The 21,403-nt window shown below is 63.3% G+C and carries 11 protein-coding genes; 5 read left to right on the forward strand and 6 right to left on the reverse strand.

The features are described 5' to 3' along the window. Positions 1-4: 4 nt before the first annotated feature. On the reverse strand, positions 5-472 hold the full coding sequence (locus AC2CQI_RS08710; protein WP_075803482.1) for a nucleoside deaminase: 468 nt from the start codon (positions 470-472) through the stop codon (positions 5-7). Positions 473-612: 140 nt separating this feature from the next. On the opposite strand from AC2CQI_RS08710, the gene AC2CQI_RS08715 reads away from it, so the two are divergent. The 3 genes from AC2CQI_RS08715 to AC2CQI_RS08725 all read left to right on the forward strand — a co-directional run bounded on the left by AC2CQI_RS08715 (position 613) and on the right by AC2CQI_RS08725 (position 2,570). Further along, positions 613-1,326, forward strand: a complete 714-nt coding sequence (locus AC2CQI_RS08715) for a type 1 glutamine amidotransferase domain-containing protein (RefSeq protein WP_484579893.1) — start codon at positions 613-615, stop codon at positions 1,324-1,326. 124 nt (positions 1,327-1,450) lie between these two features. Further along, positions 1,451-2,251, forward strand: coding sequence for a CSS-motif domain-containing protein (locus tag AC2CQI_RS08720; RefSeq protein ID WP_484579894.1), 801 nt, complete (start codon positions 1,451-1,453; stop codon positions 2,249-2,251). Between the two features lie 64 nt (positions 2,252-2,315). Next, the gene (locus tag AC2CQI_RS08725) at positions 2,316-2,570 is read left to right on the forward strand and encodes a hypothetical protein (RefSeq protein ID WP_484579895.1); all 255 of its coding nucleotides are present in this window, start codon (positions 2,316-2,318) and stop codon (positions 2,568-2,570) included. Positions 2,571-2,691: 121 nt separating this feature from the next. Here AC2CQI_RS08725 and AC2CQI_RS08730 read toward each other — a convergent pair whose 3' ends face one another. Both AC2CQI_RS08730 and hppD read right to left on the reverse strand, forming a co-directional pair. Further along, positions 2,692-3,867: an integrase core domain-containing protein gene (locus AC2CQI_RS08730; protein ID WP_484579896.1), complete on the reverse strand. Its 1,176-nt coding sequence runs from the start codon at positions 3,865-3,867 to the stop codon at positions 2,692-2,694. A gap of 703 nt (positions 3,868-4,570) precedes the next feature. Beyond that, complete coding sequence (gene hppD / locus AC2CQI_RS08735; protein ID WP_075805693.1) at positions 4,571-5,647, reverse strand: 4-hydroxyphenylpyruvate dioxygenase; 1,077 nt, start codon at positions 5,645-5,647, stop codon at positions 4,571-4,573. A gap of 330 nt (positions 5,648-5,977) precedes the next feature. Here hppD and AC2CQI_RS08740 point away from each other — a divergent pair, with 330 nt between their 5' ends. Then, positions 5,978-7,558, forward strand: coding sequence for an EAL domain-containing protein (locus AC2CQI_RS08740; RefSeq protein ID WP_484579897.1), 1,581 nt, complete (start codon positions 5,978-5,980; stop codon positions 7,556-7,558). Between the two features lie 40 nt (positions 7,559-7,598). Continuing rightward, the gene (gene rarD, locus AC2CQI_RS08745; RefSeq protein WP_484579898.1) at positions 7,599-8,486 is read left to right on the forward strand and encodes an EamA family transporter RarD; all 888 of its coding nucleotides are present in this window, start codon (positions 7,599-7,601) and stop codon (positions 8,484-8,486) included. Here the strand turns inward: rarD and AC2CQI_RS08750 are convergent. The 3 genes from AC2CQI_RS08750 to AC2CQI_RS08760 form a co-directional block, all read right to left on the reverse strand. After that, entirely contained in the window at positions 8,449-10,020 is a 1,572-nt protein-coding gene (locus tag AC2CQI_RS08750) for a TerC family protein (RefSeq protein WP_075805695.1), read from the reverse strand. The two genes, rarD and AC2CQI_RS08750, sit on opposite strands and share 38 nt — an antisense overlap. Positions 10,021-10,324: 304 nt before the next feature. After that, positions 10,325-11,800, reverse strand: coding sequence for a TolC family protein (locus tag AC2CQI_RS08755; RefSeq protein WP_484579899.1), 1,476 nt, complete (start codon positions 11,798-11,800; stop codon positions 10,325-10,327). Between the two features lie 50 nt (positions 11,801-11,850). Next, entirely contained in the window at positions 11,851-21,324 is a 9,474-nt protein-coding gene (locus tag AC2CQI_RS08760; protein WP_484579900.1) for a DUF4347 domain-containing protein, read from the reverse strand. Positions 21,325-21,403: the final 79 nt, after the last annotated feature.

A 21,403-nucleotide genomic window follows, 5' to 3' on the forward strand; every position in this document is an offset into this window, starting at 1 on the left:
GCTGTCAGCGGTCGGACTCCTGTCCAATATCTTCGTTCCACAGTGCCGGACGCTCGCGGATAAAGCGGGTCATCAGGTCGATGCACTGCTCGTCCTGCAACACCCTGACCTGCACGCCGCGTTCGCGCAGCAGTGTCTCTTCGCCCATGAAGGTGCGGTTTTCACCGACCACCACCTCGCGGATCCCGTACAACAGGATCGCTCCGCTGCACATGGCGCAGGGCGACAGGGTGGTGTAAAGCGTGGCCTCGGCGTAGATCCGCGCATCCTGGCGTCCGGCATTCTCGAACGCATCCATTTCCCCGTGCAGGACCACACTGCCCTGCTGGACCCGGCGGTTGTGCCCGCGGCCGATGATTCGCCCCGCATGAACGATCACCGAACCGATGGGAATGCCGCCCTCTTCCAGGCCCAGGCGGGCCTCGTCGATGGCGGCCTGCATGAACTGCGACTGCTGCTGGGCATCGACCATGTCGTTCTCCTGTGCGATTGCGGACACCATTTCAGAACGCTAGCACATAGCCATAGCCCGTGGCGGGCTTTTCCCGGAGGACTATGCTGTACAGGTTCGAAATTCCCCTCCGACCCTGACCTCTGCCGAGGACCGCCGCAATGAGCCAGAAAGTTCTCGTGGTGCTGACCAATACGGCCAAATATCCGACCCTGAAACGCGCGACCGGCCTGTGGCTGGGTGAAGCCGTGCATTTTGTCGATGTCCTGCAACAGGCCGGCTACCAGGTCGACTACCTCAGCCCGGCGGGCGGCTACGTGCCCATCGACCCCCACAGCCTGAACCTGGCCCAGGATATCGACTGGCATTGGTACAACGACAAGGCGTTCATGAACCGCCTCGGCACCACCCTGGCCCCCGGCCAGGTGCGCGCCCGCGACTACCGGGCGATCTACTATGCCGGCGGGCATGGTGTGCTGTGGGATTTCCCCGACCATCAGGGACTGCAGGACATCGCCCGGCAAATCTGGGAAAACGGCGGTGTGGTGGCGTCGGTCTGCCATGGCGCGGTGGGTCTGCTGAACATCAAGCTCAGCGACAACTCGTTGCTGCTGCGCGACCGCGAAGTGACCGGCTTCTCCAATATTGAAGAACAGCTGGCAGAACTGGACAAGGTGGTTCCATTCCTGACCGAAACCGAACTGGCCGCTCGCGGCGGTCTCTACCGCAAGGCCGAGGACCCATGGGCCGCCTTCGCCATCGCCGACCAGAAGGAAGGTCGCCTGGTCACCGGGCAGAATCCGGCCTCCGGTGCTGCGGTCGGGCGCCTGGTGCTCAGGGCACTGGACAGTGCGCAGAACAGCCCGGGTCTGTGACGAAACGAAGAATCCGACAGCTGCTGTCAGCTGCTCGTACAGGAAGCGGGTATAGCGCTCACTTATGCTGATCGGCTTCGGTCCGGCCCCATCCGGACCCTTGCCTTCTGCCTACAGGTGAACCATGCCCCCTCGTACTTCCCACTCCGGACACGCGCTGCTTACCCTGCTGACCTTGCTGCTGATTGGCCTGGCCCCGGTCGCCTTCGGCCTGCTGGTCATGGCCTGGCAGGTCAACAAGCAGCTCGACGAGTCCGCCGTGCTGGCCTTGCGTGACGCCCGGCTGGGTGTCGACAGCCTGCTCGACTCGCTGCACGGCGCCAGCAACAAGGTGCTCAATCTTGCCGAATACGCCTGCGACAAGGCCTTGCCTGCCCTGCACAGCGAAGTCGTGGGCAACCCGCAACTGCGCTCGCTGACCCTGGTGCGGGAAAACCGGGCCTATTGCAGCACCTTGCGTGGGGAGTCCGGCTTGCTGGTCGATCCCGGCGACTACTTCAACCACCGCCTGCGCCTGGAAGCGGGCAACGACAACACGCCGGATTCGGCGATTCTCTATTACCGTCTGCAGGAGTATCCCTACGGCGTGCTGGCGGTGGCGGACGGTGAGATCCTGCAAAGGGTGCTGCGTGGCACCCGCCTGCCGGAGAGCGTGAAGTTGCAGTTCGGGCCGACGCTGATCGGCGCGCTGGGCGAGGTCGAGGACAGCCTGGAAGCCCTGTCCAGCGAGCCCGACATGAGCCAGGTATCGCCGATGTACGGCTACACCCTCCACATCCTTCATCCACCGGGGCATGCCGTTCGGCAACTGCTGGACAACAGCCTCGTGGTCGTGCCTTCGCTGCTACTGGTGGGGATCATGACGGCGGCGGGGAGTTACTGGGCGATGTATCGTCGGCGGCGCGGAATGCGCCGGGCGATGTAGCAATGAAAAAGCCAGCGTGAGCTGGCTTTTTGCTTGATGGTGTTCTCACGGACCCTATCGCTGCATGGGTATCTACATATCGCTCAGTCCCATACTGAGTGCTGTTGCTGTTGCTGTTGCTGTTGCTGTTGCTGTTGCTGTTGCTCTGGCTCTGGCTCTGGCTCTGGCTCTGGCTCTGGCTCTTGATCTTGATCTTGATCTTGATCTTGATCTTGATCTTGATCTTGATCTTGATCTTGATTGTCCCGGCCTTCAGGAGGCTGAGTGGAGCGCTGATGTAGGGGGTGGAGGCCCATGGATGGGCCGGAAAGCGCCATAGGGCAGGAGCCCGTATGGCGCGGCCCCCGGAAGCAGTGCGGAGGGAAGGAACCCGGAGCGAAGCGCAGGGCCGGATGCGGGCCGGTGTACGGATCACCCACATGGGTTACAAAAAAGTGCACTCACATAGGTAACACTTGAAGTGTCACATAGCCATCAATGGCATCTCTTTCATCGATCCTCCCAAGGATGATTGGGCCGAAGATAACATCCCAGACTCCATCCCCGACTCGCTCCAGTCCAATGGCCTGATGCTTGAGCACGCAGCCGACATAGATCCTCAGGCCACGACGGTTGACGATGCCTGAACAGTCCGCGTGGAGGCTATCGATATGACTTGGGTAGGTCATCTCCGGTAGCTTCTCAGGATATGGGCGGGTAGAAGGTTTATAGCAGGACGCGGGTGTTTTCTGCTTCAACGCCTCATGTACACGCTCGTGGTTGTAGTGCTGCATAAAGCGATCAAAGTGCTTCTGTTGAGCCTCCCACGCTACTGCTGGTGGCGACGGGAGCGTACTTTTCAACGTTCGATGCATGCGCTCATGTCGACCATTTTGTTCCGGCCTACCTGGAGCTATCCGCTCAGGAATGATCCCGAGACGCAACCACCAGATGGACAACTGTGAGAGCCCGGCTCGCCCCTTGCTCGCAAACGGAACACCGTTATCGGTACGAATGCGCTCCGGCAGACCATATTCACGAAACACCTGAGTGAAAACCGCCTGGGTTTCCTGAAAGTTAGTGTTAGCCATGCTGTGGCAGGCAAGTAGGAAGCGACTGGCATGGTCCATGATCGTCAATGGATAGCACCAGACGCCCGAACCTGTCAGGTACTGGCCCTTGTAATCGGCGCTAAACAGCTGGTTGGGCGACTCTGCTTTCTGTAATGGCCTGGGATAAACCGCCACGCGCTGACGCAATCGTCGAGGCTTAACCAGTTCGGCTTTCTTCAGGATGTTGTAGATAGACGTCTTTGATGGCGGCGCCTGGTCAGGGAAACGCTCAAGCAAAGCGGCCTGGATTTTCTTGGGTCCAGGCTCTGTTTCACCCCGGCCGCGCAGTTCAATGATCGCTTCACGGACAGCAAGAGGCACCACCCACTCCTGGGTAAGTCGACGACGACTATGCTCCTCCAGCCCTGCTGGCCCCTCCTTCTCATACCGCTCAACCCATTTATAGCCAGTCTTGCGACTGATCTCATAGGCTTGGCAAAGCGCACTGAAGCTAGGCGGGCCTTTGATGTAGTCCGCGATGAACAGCAGTTTGAGGTCCATAGGTTTTAGCTCTCGCCAAGGCATAGTCAGATCCTCGAAAACCGACCCTGCCAGTTAAAAACTGTTACCTATGTGAGTGAACTGATTTGTAACCCATGTGGGTGAGTCATACCCCGGGAGGCCTTTTGCTTCCTTTTGGGCCTTTCCAAAAGGGAGTCGCCGTAAGGGCGAAAAGGTGAATAAATGTCACCAAAGTGAATGGATATGCTCACAAAAAGCAGGACCTAAGGGCGAAGCGACGGGTACAGAAATGGGGGGCATATCCATTACATGCAGCGCCCCAGAATCACCCTTCCGCCCTTACGGCGGCTTACTTTTGGAAAAAAGGCCCAAAAGTAAGCAAAAGGCCTCCGCTCCTGCATCCGGCCCTACGCTTCGCTCCGGGTTCCTTCCCTCCGCACTGCTTCCGGGGGCCGCGCCATACGGGCTCCTGCCCTATGGCGCTTTCCGGGCCATCCATGGCCCTCCACCCCCTACATCAGCGCTCCACTCAGCCTCCTGAAGTCGCGGCAGATCAAAAGCAGATCAAAAGCAACAGCCAGAGCCAGAGCCAGAGCCAGAGCCAGAGCCAGAGCCAGAGCCAGAGCCAGAGCACTCAGCATGGGGCTGAGAGATGTGTAGGTACCTATGCCTATCGCTGGCAAACCTCCACAGGTCCAGCGATGCACGCGATCCCTGTGGGAGCTGGCTTGCCAGCGATGAGGCCATCAGCAATGACAAACAAGCATCAGTCGGTACTCAGCACCCCACGGCGCACCTGATCACGCTCGATCGACTCGAACAGCGCCTTGAAGTTGCCCTCGCCGAAACCATCGTCGCCCTTGCGCTGGATGAACTCGAAGAACACCGGGCCCATCAGGGTTTCCGAGAAGATCTGCAACAGCAGGCGCTTGTCGTCCGGGTTCGACGAGCCGTCCAGCAGGATGCCCCGCGATTGCAGCTCGGCAGTCGGTTCACCATGGGCCGGCAGGCGGCCTTCAAGCATCTCGTAGTAGGTTTCCGGCGGCGCGGTCATGAAGCGCATGCCCATCTTCTTCAGGGCATCCCAGCTCTTGAGCAGGTCGTCGGTGAGGAAGGCCACGTGCTGGATGCCCTCGCCGTTGAACTGCATGAGGAACTCTTCGATCTGCCCGGCACCCTTGGACGATTCCTCGTTCAACGGGATGCGGATCATGCCGTCCGGCGCGGTCATGGCCTTGGAGGTCAGGCCGGTGTACTCGCCCTTGATGTCGAAGTAGCGGATCTCGCGGAAGTTGAACAGTTTCTCGTAGAAGCCCGCCCAGTAGGTCATGCGCCCGCGATACACGTTGTGGGTCAGGTGGTCGATGATCTTCAGGCCGGCACCGGCCGGGTTGCGATCGACACCTTCGATCCAGTTGAAATCGATGTCGTAGATCGAACTGCCTTCCTCGAAACGGTCGATCAGGTACAGCGGCGCACCACCGATGCCCTTGATCGCCGGCAGGCGCAGTTCCATCGGACCGGTCTCGATTTCCACCGGCTGCGCCCCCAGCTCCAGGGCCCGGGCATAGGCTTCATGGGCGTTGCGCACGCGGAAGGCCATGCCGCACACCGACGGGCCGTGCTCGGCGGCGAAATACGAGGCGACGCTCTTCGGCTCGTTGTTGAGGATCAGGTTGATCCCGCCCTGGCGGTACAGGTGGACGTTCTTGGAGCGGTGGGTCGCGACCTTGGTGAAACCCATGATCTCGAAGATCGGCTCCAGGGTGCCGGGGGTCGGCGAGGCGAATTCGATGAATTCAAAGCCCATCAGGCCCATCGGGTTGTCAAAGAGATCTGCCATGTTCGTATGCCTCATCATCAAAACGGTTGAATAACGCGAGTTACTGTTCGGTCGATGCGAGTGAACGTGGTGGCGCGCAGGAAATGCCCCGGGTACTGCGAGCAAGGTAGTCACCAAGAATCAGTTTGAATCCATGACACTTCATAGAAGACCCATGTGCGGCGGGTTTGATTCCCCGAGAGCGGAGAACCTTATTGTTGTATTCGTAACGCGATTCTACAGGGCGTAATTCGATTTGTCGCGCACTGCTTTATCTACCCCGTAACACCTATCATAGGCGCCTTCATTTGCCCGCTATGCTGTCCGGACAGCTTCAGGATGGATCCGCCCATGCCCCTGCACAAAGCCCGTCGCCGTACGCGCCTGTCACGTCGTCTGTTGCCCTGGCTGGTGGGCCTGCTGCCGGTGCTTGGCGGCCTCGCCATCATGCATTGGCAGGCCGAACGGGAGCTCCAGGCCCGTGCGCAGAACAGCGCCCGCCAGGCCGTCCGGCATCTGGAGGGCGTGCTGGATAACGTCGCCGAAGCCGCACGCACCCTGCTGCCCCTGGCCGGCAGGCCCTGCCCCGAGGTGGACCTGGCCCTGCGCGAGCAGGTTACCCGGCGCTCCTTCGTGCGCTCCACCAACCTGACCCTCAACGACGAAATCTACTGCACCTCGCTGTTCGGCGAGTTCCGCGAAAAGGTCGACCCCGCCGACTACACCGCTGGCAGCCTGTGGCTGATGGACGGCAACTCGGTGACGCCCGGGCATCCGCTGCTGGTGTATCGCTTGAGCGACGGCCCGCGGGGAGCGATCACCACCCTGGACGGCGACCACCTGACCAGCGCCCTGGAGCTGATCGCCCCGGATATCGACCTGCGCCTGCAGGTCGGCCGGCACTGGATCGACAAGCTCGGCCAGGTGCATGAGGACGCGGTGCCGGGCTATCCGCTGGCCGCGCAGCGGGTGGATTCGCAACGCTACGCCTTTTCCCTCTACAGCGGCTTCGAAAACGGCCGGGCCTGGCGCCTGATGCGCAGCGAGTACCCGGCGCTGTTCGGCCTGCTGCTGTTTCTCGGCGCCAGTGCCGGCACCGCCTGCTACTGGCAACTGCGCCGCGCCTCGTCGCCCCGGGCCGAGTTGCAGCGGGCGCTGGAGGCCGACGAGTTCGTGCCGTATTTCCAGCCGGTGGTGCGCCGTGGCGACTACCGCTGGTCCGGCGCCGAGGTGCTGATGCGCTGGCACCACCCGCGGGATGGCCTGGTGCGGCCGGACCTGTTCATCCCTTACGCCGAGCACAGCGGGCAGATCGTGGCGATGACCCGGCGCATGATGGCCAGGGTGGCCAGTGACCTGGCCCCCCACGCCCACCTGATCGAGGAGGGTTTCCACCTGGGAATCAACATCACCGCCGCCCATTGCCAGGACCCGAGCCTGTGCGACGACTGCCAGGCCCTGCTCGACGCCTTTCCCCCGGGCCGCCTGCAACTGACCCTGGAACTGACCGAACGCACCCCGATCAAGCCCGGCCCGGTCACCGACCAGTTGTTCGAACGCCTGCACGCTATGGGCGTGCTGCTGGCGATCGACGACTTCGGCACCGGCCAGTCAAGCCTCAGCTACCTGCGCCATTTCAACATCGACTACCTGAAGATCGACCAGAGCTTCGTCGCCATGATCGGTGTCGATGCCCTGTCCCTGCATATCCTCGACAGCATCATCGAGCTGTCCGCCAAGCTTGGCCTGGGCATCGTCGCCGAAGGCGTGGAAACCCCGGAGCAGCGCGACTACCTGGCCCGCTTCGATGTCGACTACCAGCAGGGCTATCTGTTCGGCCGGCCGATGCCCCTGGCCGACTTCATCAAGGCCCTGGGCGAACAGCCGGGGGCTGCGGCGGTTGCCGAACCGGAGCCGGCCCTGAGATCATGAACGGTCAATCCTTCCCGCTTTACTGTTGTTCGAGGCCCCCTTGTCCAGAGGCATTGCTCTATCGGTGATGGCATCCTGCCTATTTGCCGTGATGTATTACTACACCTCCCTCCTCGCCCCACTCGATGGCGAGGAGATCTTCGGCTGGCGCATGCTTCTCACCCTGCCCTGCGCCACCCTGTTCATGATCTTCACCCGCGACTGGTCGCTGGTCACCGGGCTGATGCGCCGGGTCAGGCAGACGCCCGCACTGTTCCTCGGCCTGTGCGCGACCTCGGCCCTGGTGGGCGTGCAGTTGTGGCTGTTTCTCTGGGCACCGCTGCAAGGGCGCAGCCTGGAAGTGTCGCTGGGGTATTTCCTGCTGCCACTGACCATGGTCATCACCGGGCGCCTGGTGTATGGCGAGCGCCTTTCGCGTCTGCAGAAGGTCGCTGTGGCCTGCGCGGCCACCGGGGTCGGCCACGAGCTGTACCAGCACGGCAGCTTCGCCTGGGAAGTGCTGGTGGTCGCCGGTGGCTATCCGGTGTATTTCGTCCTGCGCAAACGCCTGCGCACCGACCACCTGGGCGGCCTGTGGACCGACATGCTGCTGATGTCGCCGGCGGCCCTGTACTTCGTGGTCAACGGACCGCTCAACGCCAGTGACCTAGCCAGCCATCCACAGCTCTACGGGCTGATTCCGCTGCTGGGGGCGATCAGTGCACTGGCGTTGATCAGTTATGTGCTGGCAAGCCGGATGCTGGCGTTCAGCATGTTCGGCCTGCTCAGCTATGTGGAACCAGTGTTGCTGGTGATGGTGGCACTGATCCTGGGCGAGAGCATCGCCCCGGATCAGTGGCTGACCTACCTGCCGATCTGGCTGGCGGTCGTGGTGCTGGTCATCGAAGGCATCAGGCACCTGCTGCGGCAGCGTCGGCCGGCTGTGTAAGCCGGACCTGACGCACGCGGCGCTCTTCCACTTCGACCACGGTCAGCGACCAGCCATCCCAGGCGAGCTGGTCGCCGACCATCGGCAGGCGGTCCAGCAGGCTCATCACCAGCCCGGCGAGGGTCTGGTAGTCGTCGGTGGGCTTGGCCGCGAAGCCGGTCTGCGCCTGGATCTGGCGCAGGTTCAGGGCGCCGCTGACCAGGTAGCCGTCGCCATCGGCGACGATGCCCGGGCCTTCCACTTCGCTGGCGTCGGGCAGCTCGCCGGCAATCGACTCGAGAATGTCGGTCATGGTCAGGACACCGGTGAAATCACCGAACTCGTTGACCACGAAGGCAATGTGCGTCGATTCGCTGCGCATCTGCTCCAGGGCGTTGAGGATGCTGAAGCTCTCCAGCAGGTTCAACGGTGCGCGCATCAGTTGCTCCAGGTCCGGTTCGCCACCGGCCAGCAGTTCCTTGAGCAGTTCCTTCTTGTGTACGTAGCCCAGCGGCTCCTCGATACGACCGCCGCGGATCAGCGGCAGGCGTGAGTACGAGGAGTTCATCAGCGCCTCGCGGATCGCCTCCGGCGGCTGCGCCAGGTCGATGGCATCGACCTCGGCACGCACCGTCATCACCGTCCTGATCGGCCGTTCGGCCAGGTTCAGCACGCCGCTGATCATCACCCGCTCGCGGCGATCGAACAGCACCTGCTCCTCGCCATCGCCCACCAGGTCGGCGATTTCCTCACCCACCTCGTCGGCTTCCACCCGGCGCCCGCCCAGCAGGCGCAGCACGGCATGGGCGGTACGCTCGCGCAGCGGCTTGTGCTGCTGCAGGCTGCGCTTGCGCCGGGCCCGGGCCAACTGGTTGAAGGCTTCGATCAGCAACGAGAAGCCGATCGCCGCGTACAGGTAGCCCTTCGGAATGTGGAAGCCCAGGCCTTCGGCGGTGAGGCTGAAGCCGATCATCATCAGGAAGCCCAGGCACAGCATGATCACGGTCGGGTGGGCGTTGACGAAGCGGGTCAGCGGCTTGCTCGCGACGATCATGATGCCGATGGAGAAGATCACCGCGATCATCATGATCGACAGGTGCTCGACCATGCCTACGGCGGTAATCACCGCGTCCAGGGAGAACACCGCATCCAGCACGACGATCTGCATCACGATCGGCCAGAACGCCGAATGGCGCACCGGGCCGCCGGCCTGCACCACATGGCCTTCGAGGCGCTCGTGCAGCTCCATGGTGGCCTTGAACAGCAGGAACACACCACCGAACAGCATGATCAGGTCGCGTCCGGAGAACGACTTGTCGAACACCTCGAACAGCGGCGCGGTGAGGGTCACCATCCACGAGATCGAGGCCAGCAGGCCGAGGCGCATGATCAGGGCCAGGGACAGACCGATCACCCGCGCGCGGTCGCGCTGATGGGGCGGCAGCTTGTCGGCAAGGATGGCGATAAAGACGAGGTTGTCGATGCCCAGGACCAGTTCCAGGACAATCAGCGTGGCCAGACCCAGCCACGCGGTGGGATCGGCTAGCCATTCCATGGATGGGCACTCATGCAGGACAGGTCACGGGGACGGGAAAACAAGACAGGCCATGAAGGCCTGGTACTGGGGGGCTCCGAGGAGAAGGAAGTCATATCAACCTGAGATCAATTTGGGATGTCGATCCTACAGTTGTAGCGGCGTTTTACTACACAGGGAAAGTATTTCAATGTGTAAGACCACGCTTCTTTGTGGTCAAGGAGGGCCCTATCGCTGGCAAGCCAGCTCCCACAGGGTTCGGTCGCGCCGCGGACACTGTGGGAGCTGGCTTGCCAGCGATGAGGCCATCAGCTACGAAGCAGAATCAACGATTCCAGCTGTCCTCGCTGGTCTGCAAGGCATTGGCGATGGTCTGCACCTTGTCGTCCGCCAGTTCCTTCGGCAGCGGATCGGCACCGGTGCTGACGAACACCTGGGAGTAGGCATTGCGCATTTCGGCGTAGGACAGGTCGCGCTTGAGCTGGGTTTGCAGGTTGTTCAGCTCGCCCTGGATCAGCTCCAGCTCACCAATGTTGTTGGTCTTGAAGCGATTGCGCAGTTGATCGGCGATCTGCCCGTCGAGATTGGCCATCTCTTCGCTAGTCTTGAACTGGCGGCTGGCTTCCTCGAAGTTGGCCCGCGCCACGTACAGCTGGGCCAGCACCGCCACCGACATCGCCTGGCGACGTGCATCGGCCACGTTCTCGCCGGCCTGGGCGACCTTGATCGCGGTCGGTGCGGAAATCACGTTGAACAGGTTCCAGGTGACCTTCAGGCCGTAGTCAGCCCAGCTCTGGTTGGTCAGGAAGGAGTTGCTGTCGTAGTGACCACCGGCCGAGAACTCCAGGCCCGGCAGCATGCGCAGCATGGCCTTGCGGGTTTCCGTGGCGCTGATCCGCGACTGGTAGTCCTGCTCGCGCAGTTCCGGACGGCTGGCCAGGGCCTGCTGCTCCAGCCTGGCGAAGTCGACATGCAGCTCCGGCACCGCGTAGTTGTTGTCCAGCGCCAGGGTGTACGGCTTGTCCATCGGCTGGTTGATCAGCGCGGCCAGCTCGGTCTTGGCCAGGGTCAGTGCACGGCGCTGCTCTTCCAGTTGGCGGGTGGCCTCGATCAGGGCGCGCTGGTAGCTCAGGGCCTGGACGGGGTCGCCGATGCGCTGGGCGCTCATCAGCTGGCTGTTGATGCGGGCCTGGTTGATGCGCCCCATCAGCGTGTCGATCTGGGTCAGCAGACGCTCCGCCGCCACGGCCCGCCAGTAGGCCGAACGCACGTCCTGGGTGATGGTGTGGATGACCTTGCGCTTGCGCTCCTGGAGGATATAGCGCTGGTCGGACTGCTGCTTGGCGCCCAGGTAGCTGACGCCGAAGTCCAGCACGTTCCAGACCATGGTCAGGTCGGCCACGTCGCGGTCACGGTCCTGAGAGGTCGAAGGCTCGAGGGACTGGGTACCGGTGCGGATACTCTGGCTGCTGGAAGCGCTGACGTTGTTGCGACCGGCATAGCCTGCGGACAGGGCCATGCGTGGCAGCATGTCGAACTGCGCCAGGTCCAGCTGGCGCTGGCCGAGGGCTTCTTCCATCACCTTCAGGCGCGCTTCGAGGTTGTACTTGACCGCACGAGCCATGGCCTGGTGCAGGGTCAGGGGCCCGCTGAGGGGCTCCTGGTCCTTGTAGATCTGCGCCATGTCGGCACGGGCACGCTCTTCGCTGGCACTGCGTTCGATCGGGTCGGTCTTGACGGCACAGCCGGTAATGGCCAATGCCAACAGACTGGCGGCAAACAGTTTGTGTTTGTTGTTCATCCTTGCGCCGCCCCCTGGTACGGCTCGATTCTCAAGAGTTGTGCTGTTTTTCATGCCCGTTGTCCGATCTCTGCCGGTTTTGCCAGGGCCTTGGCCAATTCGCGCACGTGGCGCTGGTCGGCTTCGTTGATTTGTTGCAGTTGCTGGCCGAAGGTCGGTACGCCGAACACCCCGCGCAGCCCCTGGTTGAGGTCGCTCTGTTTCCACTGGCTGCCACTGAACACGTTCATCTCGGTGACGCCCGGTACCTCGCGACCGAAGATGGTGGCGAAGGTGCTGCCGCCGAAGATCCCGCCATTGCCGCCGCCGAAGCCGAGGAAGCCCTGGCCGTCACCGCCACCCAGGCCGGTGTCGCTGCTGCCGAAGACCTGGGCGATGAAGCTCGGCGCACTGCCGGCCTGGCCGAGGAATATGGTGCCCAGCGGTTTCAGGTCGCCGCCCACGGTACGCACTTCGAACAGCGAGCCCGGGGCCAGCGGCGAGATACTTTCGTTGATGATGATGCCCGGTACCTGCGGCTGGATCACCGAAGGTTGCGGAGCATTCGAGGTGTCCGGCGGGTTGATGCGGTATTCCAGATCGCCGACGTCCTGGTTCGGGATTCCCTGGGCAGAACTGGCCAGGGACTGGGTCATCAGGTTGCCGACCGCGTCCTGGATGCCGCTGCCCGGCGCGTTGAGGTTCAGCGACAGGCTGCCCTGGCCGGTGATGTTGCTCACCACGATGCGATAGGTGCGTGCATCGATTTGCTGCACCGACTGCACCGTACCGGTGGCACTCTGGGTGCCGAGCAGCGAGAAGTCGCCGGTGTCGACCCCACTGACGGCTTCGTTGAAGGTCAGGGTGAAGCTCAGGCTGCGGTCGCTGGCCTGGTAGGCGCCCTCGGCGACGATGCTCAGTGGCACTGGCGGCGCGGTGTCGATGATCACGCCGGCATTGCTGGCCGGTGCATTCAGTTGCGGGGTCATGTCGTTGCCGGCCGCATCGCGCAGCGTGCCGCCGTTCACGTCGACGACGCTGGCCACACCGATGCCGCTGGCATTGTCGCCAGCCACCACGGTGTATTCGAAGGTCAGCATCGAGGTGCCGGTGCCGGAAACGTAGCTGGCGAAGCGGGTCACCCCGCCGATATCCAGGACCAGGCGCGGAACGCCGTTGCTGGTCACCACATTGACGTTCTCGCTGACCGCGACATCGAAGCGCAGCACGCTGCCTACCTGGTAGGTACCTGCCGCCGGCAGGGTCACGCCGGTGACATTCGGTACCACCGCATCCACCAGGATCTGACGGGTGTCGCCGACGTTCTTGAGCGTGGTATCGGCATTGTTGCGCACGCTGTCACGCAGGATGGCGCCATTGAGGTTGATCGAGGCCCCCAGGGCGATGCCGTCGCTGTCGATCTGGCCTTCGGCAACCGTCATGCGGAACAGCAGCGTACGGCTGCCGGTCTGGCTCACATAGGTAGCCAACGCGGTCTGGCCATTGCCCAGCTTGACTTCGATGGTTGGCCTGTTAGCGCTGACGACCATCTCGATGTTCTCGTCCATGGTCACGGTGAAGTCGAGGTTCTGCCCGGCCACGTAGGTGCCGGCGGCCGGTACGCTGACGCTGGCCACGGTCGGATCGACCCGGTCGACACGGTACTCCGAGGCGGTCGAGTAGCCACGCGCCGGGTTGCCGGCCACATCCTTGACGCCGTTTGCGGTGTCGATCGCCAGGCGCACGTTACCTTGGCCGGTCAGGCCACTGACGGTGACCAGCCAGGTCTTGCCGTCGACCGAGGTGATGCTCTCGATCGCGCCTTGCAGCGTACCGGTGAAGCTCAGGGTCAGGGCCTGGTCGACGCCGCTCACCTTCTCGCTGAAGAGCAGGGAATACACCACGCTGCTGGAAGCGGTCGGCGACGCGGTCAACTGGGTGAAGTTGACGAGGGTCGGGGCGGTGTTGTCGATAACGATACCGCTGGTATCCCCCACCCCGTTCACATCCAGCACCATGGCGTTGCCCGCCGCATCGCGGGCACTGGCGCCATTGAGGTCAAGGCGGGTGATCGCCAGGCCGGTGGCGTTCTCCCCTGGCTGCACGCTGTACTCGAAGACCATCTTGCCGTCGGCACCGCCGGACACATACATGGCGTAGCGCGGGATTCCAGCGACATCGAGCAGCAGGTACGGCGTACCGCCGCTGGTATCGAGCACCAGGTTCTCGCTGGTGTTGACCGTGAAGGTGAGCACCTCGCCAATGCGGTACTCGCCATTCGGCGGCAGGGTCACGGAGTCGATCACCGGCGCCACTGCATCGACGTTGATACCCGAGGTATCGCCGACGTTGTTCAGAGTCAGGTTGGCATCGTTGCCCGCGGCATCACGCAGCGTAGCGCCGTTCAGGTTGATCGAGGAACCGAGGGTAATCCCGTCGGTATCGAGCTGGCCCTGTTCGACGGTCAGGCGGAAGGTCAGGGTCCGGTTGCCGGTCTGGCTCTGAAGGAGCGCGAGAGCAGTCTGGCCATTGCCCAGGTTCACCAGGATGCTTGGCGACTGGCCATTGCTGGTCAGTTGTACGTCTTCATCCAGGGTCACGGAGAAGTCGAGGCTCTGTCCGGCAACGTAGGTGCCATTGGTCGGCACACTGACGCTGGTGATGCTCGGTGCGACGCGGTCGAAGTGGTAGATGACCGGGCCGACGGAGCCGGTGGTTGTGTTACCCGCAGCATCAACGACTCCACTGCCGCTCACGATGATACCCACGTGCCCTTGCCCGGTGATGCCACTCACCTTCACGGTCCAGGTCTTGCCGTCCAGGCTGGTGATGCTATCGATAGACACCGTGGTGTTGCCATTGACCGCGACAACGAAGAAACGGGGATCGACGACGCTGACCGTTTCCGAGAAGATCACGTCAAAGGTGGCCGACCCCAGGAGGTTGATGCTCGCCGGATCGCGCAAGTTGATGTTCTGGACCAAGGGCCGGGTGGTGTCGACCAGCACGCCCGGCAGGTTGCCGCTGCCCAGGGTCGGGTCGATGTCGTTGCCCGCCAGGTCGGTGAGTTGTTCGCCACGCAGGTCCAGGCTGCTGACGGCGATGCCGTTGGCATCGTTGTCGCCGGTCTGCACCACGTACTGGAACACCAGCGCGCCGCTGCCGCTGCCGGACACATAGGTGGCGTAGCGAGTGACACCACCGACATCCAGCACCAGGCGCGGTGCCAGGCTGCCAATCTGCAAGGCTTCGCTGGCATTGACGGTGAAGGTCAGCACGTCGCCGGCCTTGTAGCTGCCGTCGACCGGCGGAACCACGCTGACGATGCTCGGCGCGACGCCATCGACATTCACGCCCGCAGTGCTGGCCACGCTGTTCAGAGTGGTCACGGTAGCGTTGCCGGCCAGGTCGGTGATCGCCCCGCCATTGGTATCGATGCTGCTGCCCAGGGTCACGCCAGTGCTGTCCAGTTGGCCGCTGGTGACCACCATGCGGAACACCAGGGCGCTGCTGCCGCTGCCGGAGACGTATTCGGCATAGGCGGTACCGCCGGTATCCAGGGTCACGGCGATGCGTGGCACGCCGGTGGTGGTGTCGACCGTCATCGCTTCGTTGAAGTTGACGGTGAAGTCCAGGCCCTGGCCGGTGATGTAGGTGCCATTGGTGGGCGCGCTGACGCTGCCTACCACCGGCACCACGCCGTCGACCACGATATTGCTGCGCCCGCCGAGCGAGTCGGAACCGCCCACGGTCGGCAGGGTCAGGACTGCCAGGTCGCTGGTATTGTTGCTGATCACCGCGCCGTTCAGTTGCAGCGCCGCGGTGCTCTGGAAGTCCAGGTCGGCGCTGATATCCCCGGCCTGCACGGTGTACTTGAAGACCAGGGTGTTGGTGCCGGTGCCACTGACATACTCCGCACTGCGATCGACCAGGCCGGTCTCCAGCAGCAAGGTCGGCCTGCCGCTGCTCAGGTCGACGTTGACCACCTGGTCCCAGGTCATGCTGATCAGCACTTCGTCGCCGATCTTCACGGTGCGGTCCAGGCCTTGGGCCGAGACGTTGGTGACCTTCGGATTCACCGGAATCACGTTGATCGAGATGGTATCGACATCGGACTTGGCACCACCGGTACCGGAGTTGCCGTTGTCGTTGGTCTCGATGGTCACGCTGGCAGCGCCGAGGAAGTTGTTGGTCGGCCGGAAGGTCAGGCTCTGCAACGCCGCGTTGAGATTGGTGCGGTTGCCCTCGAAGATCATGACGACGTTGTTCAGGCCAGTGCCGCTGACCATGTTGATGCCGCTGAGGTTGCTCAGGGTGAGCGTGCCGTTGACGGCCGTCAGGGTCACGGTCATCAGGCCGTTGCCGGCGTCCACATCGCTGATCGAAATGGCGTTGCCGTTGGCGGTGTTGAAGCCAAGGGCAACGTTCTGCGAGGCGGTCTGCACACCCGGCACATTGTTGACCGGGGCATCGTTGACCGCGGTGACGTTGAGGGTCACGGTCTTGGTGTCGGTCTGCTCGCCGCCGCTGCCGCTGAAGCCGCCGTCGTTGATGTTGACCGTCAGGATCACGCTGGCGGTGGCGTCCTGGGCGGTCTTGAAGGTCAGGCCGTTGGCAGCGATGAAGAAGTTGATATCGGCCAGGCTGCCGGTCAGGGTCAGCAGGCCGGTGCCGGAACCGCCGACGGTGACGCCCAGGCCGGTGGTCGCGCTCAGGGTGCCGCTCGGTACCGAGAAGGTCGCGGTGACGGCGTTGATGCCGACATCGATGTCGGTGAAGCTGATGCCGGTGATCACGCTTGACACGTCTTCGGTCACGGTGATGGACGGCGGCACGGTGGCCACCGGCGCATCGTTCACCGCCTGGACCTGCAGGGTCATGGTGGTGGTGGCGTCGGACACGCTGGTGGTGTTGACGTTGATGGTCAGGGTCACATCACCGCTGGCATTGGCCGCCGGGGTGTAGACCAGGCGGTTGTTGGCGATGAACAGGTTGATGTTGGCCAGGGTGCCGCTCAGGGTCAGCGCGGTCGAGGTGCCGCCCACGGTCACGCCCCCGGCACCGGTGGCGCTCAGGGTACCGGTACCTCCGACGAGCGAGAAGGTCACGATGCCCAGGGTCGAGTCGACGTCGCTGAAGGTAATCGAGCTCAGCGCGGTCGGGATGTCCTCGTTGATCGACTGCGAAACCGGGGCGCTGATGGTCGGCGAATCGTTGACCGCGACGATGGTGACATCGCGGGTGACCGCGATGGAGGCCATGTTGCCACCGTCGGTGATCTGGAACTGAATGGTACGGCTGGTGGTGTTCGGGGTGTCCGAGGAGTTGCCGTAGGTCACGGCGCGCATCGCGGCCTGGAACTCCGCGGCGGTCGCCAGGTTGCCGGCGGACGTCAGGGTCAGGATGCCGGTGCCGGCGCTCCAGGTGCCGACGATATTGCCCATGCTCAGGCCGTCGTTGACGAAGGCCAGGCTGTCCTGGGAGCTGTAGTAGGTCAGCAGGCGCACGGTGGCGCTGAGCGGGTTCGGGCCGTCCGGGTCGGACACGGTCACCCCGGAGTCCACCGGGATACGGTTGGAAGGTGCGTTGTTGGCTTCGGTCCAGATGGCCGCAGTGCCGGTCAGCGTCACCACAGGGCGTTCGTTGACGGCGGTCACCACCACGGTGGCGGTGTCGAACTGGCTGGAATAGGCCGAAGTACCGCCGGAGGTGGTGGTATTGGTCTTGGTGCCCTGCAGGCCGAAGGTGGCGTTGGTCTGGTCCCAGGCCTTGTAGGTGATGGTCGCGGTTTCGCCGTGGATGCCGTCCGGCACGAAGCGCACCATGTTCTGCGCGGTGAGGATCAGCGCGGTAGTGACGGAAACGCTACCGATATCGCTCCAGGTGCTGCCGGCGTTGGTGCTGTACTGCCATTTGCCGTAGTCCGCGGTGAAGCCGGTGATCGCCATGCCCTTCAGCGCGCCGGTGTCGACGTCGGTCACACCGCCCAGCAGATCGCTGACCAGCGCGCCACCGTTGTTGATCGAGGTGTCGGTGAGGCCGCCCAGGGTCGGCGCTACGCCGATCATGACCGGTGCATCGTTGACCGAGGTGACTATCTGGTTGACCGCGCCGGTACCGATGGAGAACGCCGTGGTGCCGCCATTGTTGGTGGTATCGGCCGTGCTGCGGATGCCGTTGGCGGAGGCGGTGCCGGTGGTCTGGTCCCAGCCACGGAAGGTCAGGGTCGCGGTCTCGCCGTTGGCGGCGTCCGGGACGTAGCGCACATAGGTGGTGGAGGCGATCAACAGCGAGCTGTTACTCGAAACGGCACCGAAGTCGGTCCAGGTGCTGTTGTCGGTGGAGTACTGCCAGGTGCCATTGCCGGTCTTGGCGATGATCGCGACACCGCGCAGGGCGCCGGTATCGGGGTCGATCATGGTGTGGCTGGCCAGTATGGTCGAGATCCGCACACCAGTGGCCGTGACGTCTTCGTTGATGGTGGCGAAGTTGTAGGGCCCGCCGGAGAGGATCGGCGCATCGTTGATACCGACCACGGTCACGGTGCTGAAGATGCCCACGGCAGCGGTAGGCTGGCCACCGCCGGCAGTTCCGCCATTGTCGCTCACGGTGCTCAGAGTCACGACCCGGTTGACCGTGGTTGGGGTCTCGCTGTCGTTGCGGTAGGCCATGTTGTTGAGGATGGTCTGCGCCGTCGCCGTGGACAGGCCGGCGGCCTTGTCCAGGGTGACGGTGGCCGTGCCGCTGCTCACCGACACAGTGACGGTGATGCCATTGATCGAGGTGGTCAGCGAGGTGCCCTGGACCAGGGTCACGTCGGTGCCGTCGATCACCAGCTTCTCAGCCGCGCCGTTGGCGATGCCGCTGACGGTGAAGACCATCTGCAGCACCGACTGCCCGGACTCGACGGTATTGATGGTCGCGCCACTGAACAGCTGCACCGCCGAGGTGTTCTCGGTGTAGGTCGGGTTGGTCGCGGTGATGTTGACCACCGGCGCATCGTTGACCGCCACTACGGAAAGGCTGACCACCGACGTCGTGCTGCTGCCGCCGGCACCATCATCCATGGCGATCGACACGCTGCGCGCGGTGGTCGACGGCTCGGTGCTGTTGGAGTTGCGGTACGCCAGGTTCTGCACCAGGGCGGAGACGGTAGTCGGGTTGGCGTTGTTGGTGAAGGTGATCACCAGCGGGTTGCCGTTGGTACCGCCGGTGAAGGTACCGACCACCAGGCCGTTGTAGATGACCGAGGCGCCGGTGACGAAAATCAGGTTGGCCCCGTTGCCCTGGTCGCGGATGAACAGCACGTCTTCGCCACTGGCAAGGCCCGAGGTGATCTGCACGGTCATCTTGCCGCCGGCGAAGTTGACCGAGTCGGCGTCGGTGACGACGGCGTTGCTGTTCTGGTCGATCAGGACGTACGCGGCATCTTCGGTGTAGCTGACAGAATCGCCGTTGAGGTTGCTGATCACCGGGGCCTGCACGACGGAGGTGGTAAAGTTCAGCGCAGTATTGTTGTAGATACCCTTGTAGACCTTGCCGTCGGTGTTGACGAAGGTCTTGCTGTCGATACGCACAGCATAGGCAGTGCCCTGGGCCAGGTCGCTCGGGTCGATGGTGAAGGTGGTGCCGCTGCCGGTCACCTGGGCGCTGGTGACGGGGATGGTCTGCACGACCTGCCCGTCAGAGGTGCGCACGATATAGATATTGCCGGTGCCCTTGGTCACGCTCTCGCTGAAGGTCAGCACGATATTGGCGGCAGGCGACACATTGAGGCTGTCGTCGGCCGGCGTGGCGCTGACCAGCCGCGGGGTGGTGCCGGACTGGTAGTACACGTAGGAACTGCCGGTCGCCGAGATGCCGATCACATCCAGGTCGCCATCACCATCGAAGTCGCCGGCGCGGAAGTTGCTGTTGCTGAAGTCGACCATGCTCAGGCCGGCGAACGGCGAACTGGCCCGCGCGACAGTGGTGAACGTACCGTCGCCATTGTTGGTGCCGTACATCCACTCGCTGCCGTTGGTGCCGTTCTGGTAGAACACGTCGGCATCGCCGTCACCGTCGAAATCGCCCCACAGGGTACGCCCGCCGTAAGGCGTGGTCGGGAAGTTGGTGGTCGAACCCAGGGTGAAGCTGCCCCCGTTGTTGACGTACAGCGTGCCCTTGGAGCCGTTGGCGACCCACATGATGTCGAGGTCGCCGTCGCCATCGAAATCCAGGACCCGGTAGTTGAACGAGCTGTAGCTGCCCAGGGTGAATGCGGCGAACGGCGACGCTGACTGGGCCACGTCGGTAAAGGTGCCGTCGCCGTTGTTCTTGGCGTAGCGCCAGCTGTTGCTGGGGTCGACGTTGCCGGGTTGATAAAGGATGTCGGCGGCGCCATCGCCATCGAAGTCGCCCACTACCAGGCGCACGTTGTACTGGGTGCCACCGAAGCTGGTCACGGTTTCACGGGCGAACACACCGTTGTTGTTGCGGTACAGGTACGCGGCACCGCCGGACTCCACACCGAGCAGGTCGATATCACCGTCCTTGTCGAAATCCGCAGCGTAGTAGTTGATGCCGTTGGTCACGGCATTGATCAGCGTCACGCCGGAAAACGGCGATTGCCCCTGCTCGACCACGGTGAAGGTGCCGTTGGCGTTGCCCGCAGCGAAGCGCCAGTTGGTTCCGTCACCGCCAATCTGATAGAGGATGTCGTCACGACCATCATTGTTGAAGTCGCCGATCACCATACGCGACAGCTGGCCACTACCCAGGACCGGCCCGGAAGCACTGAGATCGCCGCTGAAGGCGACGGACATGAGGGCCTCGTAGCCCTGCAGTTGCGCGCCCAGGGCGGTGGTCTCGATGGCGCCGCTGGTACGCTCCAGGGTCCAGTTGCCGCCCAGGTCCGCAGCACCGGTATCGTCGGCGGAGGCGGCGACATCGGCGCCGGTGATCTGCGCCAGCTGGTCGATGAACTCCTGGCCCCGCTCGGTCTCGCTGACACGGCAGCCGTAGAGCATCAGGTCGCCGTCGGCCTTGAGCGCGGCGCCGATGCTTTCCAGCTCTGCGCGGTGCTCGGCGAGATTGGCGTTGGACAGCCACAGGTTGCCCATCTGCACGCTGCCATCGGCACCGTGGGACAGCAGGTGGATCGCATCCAGCCCTTCGCGGCCCTTGAGGTAATCGGCCATCTGCTGCAGGCCGTCCTTGTTCGGGTCGAGGATCACCACCTCGGCATTGCCCGACAGGCCCTGCAACAACTCGCCGACATTGGCTACCTGGCCGTCGACGAACACCACTTCCTGGCGCTGGCTGTTCTGCGCGCTGCCGCTGGCGGCGCTGGTCGCGCTGGCGGCCGAAACAGCGGTCTTGTCTGCGGAGGTGCTGTCCTTAGCCGTGTCGCTGGCGACATCGGCCGCGGCGTCCTGGGCGACCACGCCAACGGACGCATCGAACATGATCCGCGGTTCAAGAGCCATCAACAGCGGGGCCTGTACGGCATCGGCCGGCTGCGGCTGCTGGCTGGACTTGCGCGAGAATCGCTCGATGAATTTCATGCTGCACCTCCTGGAGTGCCTTGGCACCGCCTGCTTGGGCGATGCACTCGAAAAAGTGGCGCTGCCCCTGGGGCAGCGC

The sequence above is a fragment of the Pseudomonas sp. P2S-1 genome (assembly GCF_057197725.1).